Source organism: Nostoc sp. S13 (assembly GCF_029379315.1).
Classification (GTDB): Bacteria; Cyanobacteriota; Cyanobacteriia; order Cyanobacteriales; family Nostocaceae; genus Nostoc.
Map to the genome: position 1 here is coordinate 1 of NZ_JAQYWQ010000208.1, position 6,133 is coordinate 6,133.

General features: G+C 41.2%; 6 protein-coding genes. 3 read left to right on the forward strand and 3 right to left on the reverse strand.

Going from position 1 to position 6,133, the window contains the following annotated elements; translation table 11 throughout:
* Positions 1 to 109 precede the first annotated feature (109 nt).
* A complete protein-coding gene (locus tag PUQ00_RS31905) occupies positions 110 to 781 on the forward strand; it encodes a GUN4 domain-containing protein (RefSeq protein ID WP_300423938.1) in 672 nt (223 codons plus the stop codon).
* On the opposite strand, the gene PUQ00_RS31910 is transcribed toward PUQ00_RS31905, so the two are convergent.
* The gene (locus PUQ00_RS31910; protein ID WP_300423939.1) at positions 778 to 1,581 is read right to left on the reverse strand and encodes an SAM-dependent chlorinase/fluorinase; all 804 of its coding nucleotides are present in this window, start codon (positions 1,579 to 1,581) and stop codon (positions 778 to 780) included. The two genes, PUQ00_RS31905 and PUQ00_RS31910, sit on opposite strands and share 4 nt — an antisense overlap.
* A 114-nt stretch (positions 1,582 to 1,695) precedes the next feature.
* Here PUQ00_RS31910 and PUQ00_RS31915 point away from each other — a divergent pair, with 114 nt between their 5' ends.
* The gene (locus tag PUQ00_RS31915; RefSeq protein WP_300423941.1) at positions 1,696 to 1,851 is read left to right on the forward strand and encodes a hypothetical protein; all 156 of its coding nucleotides are present in this window, start codon (positions 1,696 to 1,698) and stop codon (positions 1,849 to 1,851) included.
* Positions 1,852 to 1,994: 143 nt separating this feature from the next.
* Here the strand turns inward: PUQ00_RS31915 and PUQ00_RS31920 are convergent, their stop codons facing one another.
* Positions 1,995 to 2,765, reverse strand: a complete 771-nt coding sequence (locus PUQ00_RS31920) for a Uma2 family endonuclease (RefSeq protein WP_300423943.1) — start codon at positions 2,763 to 2,765, stop codon at positions 1,995 to 1,997.
* A gap of 359 nt (positions 2,766 to 3,124) precedes the next feature.
* Complete coding sequence (locus PUQ00_RS31925) at positions 3,125 to 3,580, reverse strand: pentapeptide repeat-containing protein (RefSeq protein ID WP_300423944.1); 456 nt, start codon at positions 3,578 to 3,580, stop codon at positions 3,125 to 3,127.
* Between the two features lie 697 nt (positions 3,581 to 4,277).
* Here PUQ00_RS31925 and PUQ00_RS31930 point away from each other — a divergent pair.
* Positions 4,278 to 5,918, forward strand: a complete 1,641-nt coding sequence (locus tag PUQ00_RS31930; RefSeq protein WP_300423945.1) for a metallophosphoesterase family protein — start codon at positions 4,278 to 4,280, stop codon at positions 5,916 to 5,918.
* Positions 5,919 to 6,133: the final 215 nt, after the last annotated feature.

Below are 6,133 nucleotides of genomic sequence, written 5' to 3' on the forward strand. Positions count from 1 at the left end.
CAGCGTATACTGAGAGAGCTTTTTTACAACCTGCTCGACTTTTCAAACACCCTCTAAGAGTTAGACTAAATTTGATCTGGGGCGTTCAAAGTAATCAGAAGTATCCAAAATGGCAAAGAATAATCAGACTGTTCTGGTACTAACCTTACTAATCACAGCAAGTCTTATAGGTATATTTGCTGTTTTGGGCTGGATTGGATATTCCTTAACGCGGTTTAAGTCTGAGAACAAAAGCCCAGGAAGCACTAATTTAGTTAACACAACTACAACTACTAATCCTAGCTCATTGAAGCAAGTAGAAATTACCACAGCCCGCAATGTCGATTACAGCCAGTTGCAGAAATATTTGCAAAGTAAAGATTGGCAAAAGGCTGACCGAGAAACTTACTTGAGAATGCTAGATGTTGCAGGGACTAAGGCACAAGCGGAGGGTGCTATTGCCAAAGATGAAATGAATGCACTTTCGTGTGTTGATTTGAAAACCATTGACAGGCTTTGGAGTACAGCCAGTGATGGGAAGTTGGGCTTTAGCGCTCAAGAAAAGATTTTGAGGGAACAAAAAAACGACTATCGCAAGATGTATGACGCGGTTGGATGGCAAACGTTAACAGGTGAGTGGCTGATTCAGTGGAACTATAATCAGCAAACTAAAAGATATGAGTATAAACCTGGTAAGGAACCAAACTTTAAAAGCTTCCCCCCAGGACATCTGCCAACTGTGGAAAGAGGATATAACTTTGATGTTTCTCTTGATGCGGCACTCACCAGGTGCAGTATTTAAGTTAGCACAACTTGAAGCGTTTCTTGCCAACCTAACTGCAACTGTGAGTGAGCATTGCCGCTATTAATGGCAATTTCTACCCAGCCGTGACTGCCAACTAATGCGATCGCCTCTCCAACCTTGACATCACTATAAGTTTCACCGCCTGGTATACTCAAAAGTGCGGTTTGCACACACCAAGTTTTGCCTTGGATATAACTCCCTGGAATGTTGCTCACTAAGTTACCAAAGTGGTCAATATATTGAATGCAACCCACTACACCAGTGGTTGTTTGTTTGCACTCGCCGACATCCAGTTTTACCAAACTTGCTGGATCTATTTCTTGTCCTAGCTGTTTGAGAAGGACACCACTAGCAAGACTAGCTGCCACTGGTGCAAAGATATCCCTACCGTGAAAAGTTTTACTTGGTTGAGGAGTTCGCCAATAGTTAAGATTTGTGAGTTCGACGGCTGCGATCGCTGGACTTTGACTGAGTACCCCACTGAATATACCATTATCTGGGCCTACCAGAAACCCTTGAGCAAATTCTACTGCGATCGCTCGTCGCTTGCTTCCTACACCCGGATCTACTATTGCCACATGCACTGTCCCAACAGGGAAATAGGGATAAGCATTCATCAGGCAAAACCTGGCTGCGGCAATGTCTTGCGGCGGAATTTGGTGTGTTAAGTCTACCACCGTCAGTCTAGGGTTAATTTGGGCTATGACTCCCTTCATTATGCCTACATAAACATTGCGATCACTAAAATCGCTCAGTAAAGTCACGAGTGGTTGTTGATCTATCTGATTCTTGTACATAATTCTTAATCAAATTAATTACACAAAAAAATACTTTTCTGTAACAACAGCTACAAAATATGTGTTATGTTATGAATACAAGACATAAAGTGAAAAATTAAAAAGGTAATCACTATGAGTCAAAATAGACTACAAAGTGTGAGCAAAGGACAAGAAGCTCACAGAGCGAATATTCAAAAAAGCCTAGAGCATCGCTTGGAAGTAGCCAGAGCAAAGGGCGACGAACAACTGATTCGTCAACTGGAAGCTGAAATGAGGTATTCCAGCTAAATCAAGTTTTCAATGTTCATAGTTTTGTTGTTTAACCCGCTACGGCGGGTTTTTTATTTTTAAGGGGTTTCCTAGCAATTTCGCTCTTACAGCGTTTTTCAATTAATTGAATTACCCCACTCCCTACTCCCTATTCCCCATCCTCAGACTTCCGGCTCAACACCCAATGCTCGTAACTGTGCCGCCAAGCGTTCAGCTCGTTGCAGGGCAGTTTCTTTGGCTTCTCGCTCTTGTTCGGCTCGTGAGCGCTCTTGTTCGGCTCGTGAGCGTTCTTGTTCGGCTCGTTCTGCACCAGTAGGAATCATATTCCCTGTGGCATCACACCACCTAAGCCAAACATCCCGCTTACCTTCATACGCACCTTCCCACAAACATAAACCTAGCTCAACTTCAGTCAGCCATTGCTCACTCATGGGTATGTATTGCCGCCCTTGCAACTCATACATCTGTAGAACTTCACCACGAAGTTGCCGAGTTGGGTCAAAGATAATGTAGTACATTACCCGCATCCTGGCATACTCTAAGATTTTCCGTCCTGTTTCATTGCCTTCTCGATTTGAAACAATTTCAATTACCACCTCTGGCGGTTTACCAAAGTCCCAGAAGAAATAAGAGCGATGGCGTTTTTCCCACCAGTTTTCAGCTACTTGTACATCCAGGCTCAAGAATACATCAGGCACAATCGGCGGTTGGTTACTACTGGGAAACAACCCCACATTGGCGGCCACGAGAAACCCTTGGGCATTACTTGCGCCGTTCCAAGAACTGTAAAGAGTTTCTGTCAGTAGCCGTTGTTGTTTTTCAGATGGCAGATTATCCAAGGGTTGCTCATCCTCTGTTACCAAATGACTAACATCTGGTAACAAATCTTCTGGTAATAAGCCAGCGTCTGTCAAAGTGATAGATTCACTCATAAGGAATTCAGGGGATAGTAACTTAATTCTATTGTGACAATAGGATCAATTCTTTTCACCTTAGCAGTAGATTTTCTACACTTACTGTTGTCGTCGTACTTGCTACCTAAATAATCCTACTGTATTGACATCTGTAACTTCATAGAGATTAGGAAGAGGATCATTTTTGTGTGGATATCGGCTCAATTCCCATAAAAAACCCCCTCTGCTTTCGTCATAGTAAAGTGATTACCAGCCAGAGAGGGTTCAATTTTGATTGGCAGATTTTAAGGATAATGCTGATAAAAAACCAGTTTCTCTGATTTAAAACTTGCAAAAACCTATGTTGTGTTTATTTTAACCTGCCTACTCAGTTCAGCCTATTTCCAATCGGGAATTTCGGCATCTTCTCCACCAATACCGATCCCAGTGTTAAATATTTTCGCATCAGTGAGATTAAGATCATTCATTGATGCTTGATACACATTAGAATCGTTAATCGTAGCGCCAGTAAAATTTACCCCGTTGAGATTGGCTTGCTTTAAATTCACATTAGTTACATAAGCCGATGTTAGGTTAGCACCTGCCAAGTTTGCACCAGTTAAGTCAGCACCTTCGAGGTTAGCCCCTACAAGGTTGGCTCCTTGCAGCTTCGAGCCTCTCAAGTCAGCACCAATTAAATGAGCGCCACTGAGGTTAGCTTTCGATAGATCACACCGGATACATTCCCCAGTTGAAAGCAGCTTTTGTAAGTCCTGCGGATTCCCAGCTCTAACCGAGCTAGTGAACAATAGGGGAGTTGCTAAGGCAATGGCCGCTAATAGCTGGAGTTTCATAATTTTCCCCCTTAATAATCAAGTTGCGTCCGTTCTGTCCCTCACAACTTTATTATCTCACTAAACTTCGTGAGGTCAATCTATCTGTGCCCCCAGAAGGTGATCGTGATCTGAAACAGCTATGATAGCGAGAAAAAAAATGCTATTTATTCTCTTTTTAGACAATTTGTACTTAATAAACCTTAAAAAACTGCCAGTGTTAAATCACTGTTAAATATTTTTAAAAGGTTGCACTACTCGCCATAAATTGGCTGCTTTGATAAGTATTTATACTTGATAAATCAGATATGAGTTTTATAACAGGTACTGAATAACCTTAAAAACAATTAATCTCTAATGAAATAATTTATATAAGTAGTATGTTTAAACAAAGATATAAATTAAATTAACTCAGATGATATTTGGTTCAGTAATTACATTTAATTTAGTAAAAATATAGTCTAAAACTTGATAAAAACTGGAGAAGTCTACAGATGAAGCGTAATGCTGAAACTAGAGGTTGAATGGAGGAAAAAATTTTAACTCTGTCCGCAAAAAGGCTAATAATAAAATTGCGTTAAGTCACGGACACCTAAAAAAATTTGGTATGTTACTCATGCTCAGACCTTTAAGCAGCCGTAAAATATTCTTGGTGGCTATGCTTGTGCTTGTTATATGCTTTACTGTGGTAAATGTGCGTTCATTTGGGCAAACAATTATGACATCAGCACCCCAACTGCTCACCGACCCATTTTTGCAATTGCCAACTGAAACCTCAGTGCAAGTAGTTTGGTTTACTGAGTTTGCTGGTGTTAATCACACAGTAACCTACGGGGAAAATCTTAAACATACTGCTAAGGCAAATACTACTAAACTCAGTCGCACGCGTGAAGACCAACACTCAAAAGTTCCAAACCAAACCAAAGACGGTCAAGTTGATCAAAAACCCGTCCACCGTGAGATTTGGCGACATGAGGCTGAGGTTACTGGATTAACTCCTGGTTTGCGGGTAAACTATCGCATTACAAGTGTGCGAGAAGACGGCGAGAGTGTTAGCAGTAATGTTTTTAGCCTTGCAGCTACTCCAAAACCGGATACACCATTAAAAATTCTGCTGACTTCTGACCATCAGTTAAAGCCGATGACATCTGCAAATCTGCAAAAGGTGGTAGAAACAGTTGGACGAGTTGATGGAGTGTGGTTTGCTGGTGATTTGGTTAATGTCAGCGATCGCGCCTCAGAATGGTTTGATGATAATAGTGGTGGTGCGTTGTTTCCCGGTTTACAAGGTCGTGCTAAATACGAAATGACACACAACGGTGTGAAGACAACGTACACTGGTGGACAAATAATTCAACACGCACCGATGTTTACTTGCATTGGCAATCATGAGGTGATGGGGCGCTTTGCCAGGACGGGAAGTTTAGATGATGAATTTGATGATACAATTCCCCGTGTCGTTGCTCAAAAAATCTACCCGGAGAAATCTTTAATAGATAATTCTTTTAATACTAATACCTACGAAGAGATTTTCTCTTTACCAAAAAGTAAAGAGGGTGGAAAAAGGTATTATGCAGTCAGTTTTGGTGATGTGCGTTTGGTGGTATTGTACGTTACGAATATGTGGCGCACACCCAAGTTAGATGGAAAGCATAAGGGTAGATATCGAGAAGCAGAAAATGATTTAAATAATCCAGAAAGTTGGGGTTATGGACAGATGATTTATGAGCCAATTGTTAAAGGCAGCAAGCAGTACAATTGGCTAGAGGCAGAACTCAATAGCCCTGAGTTTGAACAAGCAAAATACAAAGTTGTGATGTTTCATCATCCACCCCACACTTTGGGTGATAATATAGTTCCTGCTTATACAGAACCAGTACAGATAATTGAACGGGATAACAGCAATATCAAAGCAGTGCGTTACGAGTATCCCAAAGACGCAGATTATATTATCCGCGATGTTGTCCCTTTACTAGAAACAGCTAATGTGCAATTGGTATTCTATGGGCATTCCCATTTGTGGAACCGCTTTGTTAGTTCCAGTGGAATGCACTTTCTGGAAACATCTAATGTGGGCAATACTTACGGTGCTGCTTGGGGTGACAAAAAGCGAGAAGTGCCAATAGGATATCAAGAGGATTATGTTAAGCTTGGTGATCCCAATGGTTTAGAACCGATAGTGCCAACAATTTCTCCCTTGGTGGGTGAAGATGGGAAGCCGATGCCTTATATTGCAAGTAATGATATTACGGTTTTCAGTATCTTTGATACGGGCACAGGTACGATAAGTAGTTATCGTTTTGATACCCGCAAGCCTGATTCGGAAGTATTTAAGTTTGATGAATTTGAGTTGAAATAGGGAATAAATAGAACGGCGTTAATATTGAGTCAGAATTGAGTCAGAGACTCAATGAATGCATTCGCATACGGAGTATGGGAACGAGGAAAAACATTACTATATAGGACTTACGCAAAAAGGCAGTGAAAGCCTTGATTTCCCGTAGGGGCAATTCATGAATCAATACGGTTCAGTTAAGGCTGAAAAGCTGATTAGTAATGTGAAATTTTGGAGCT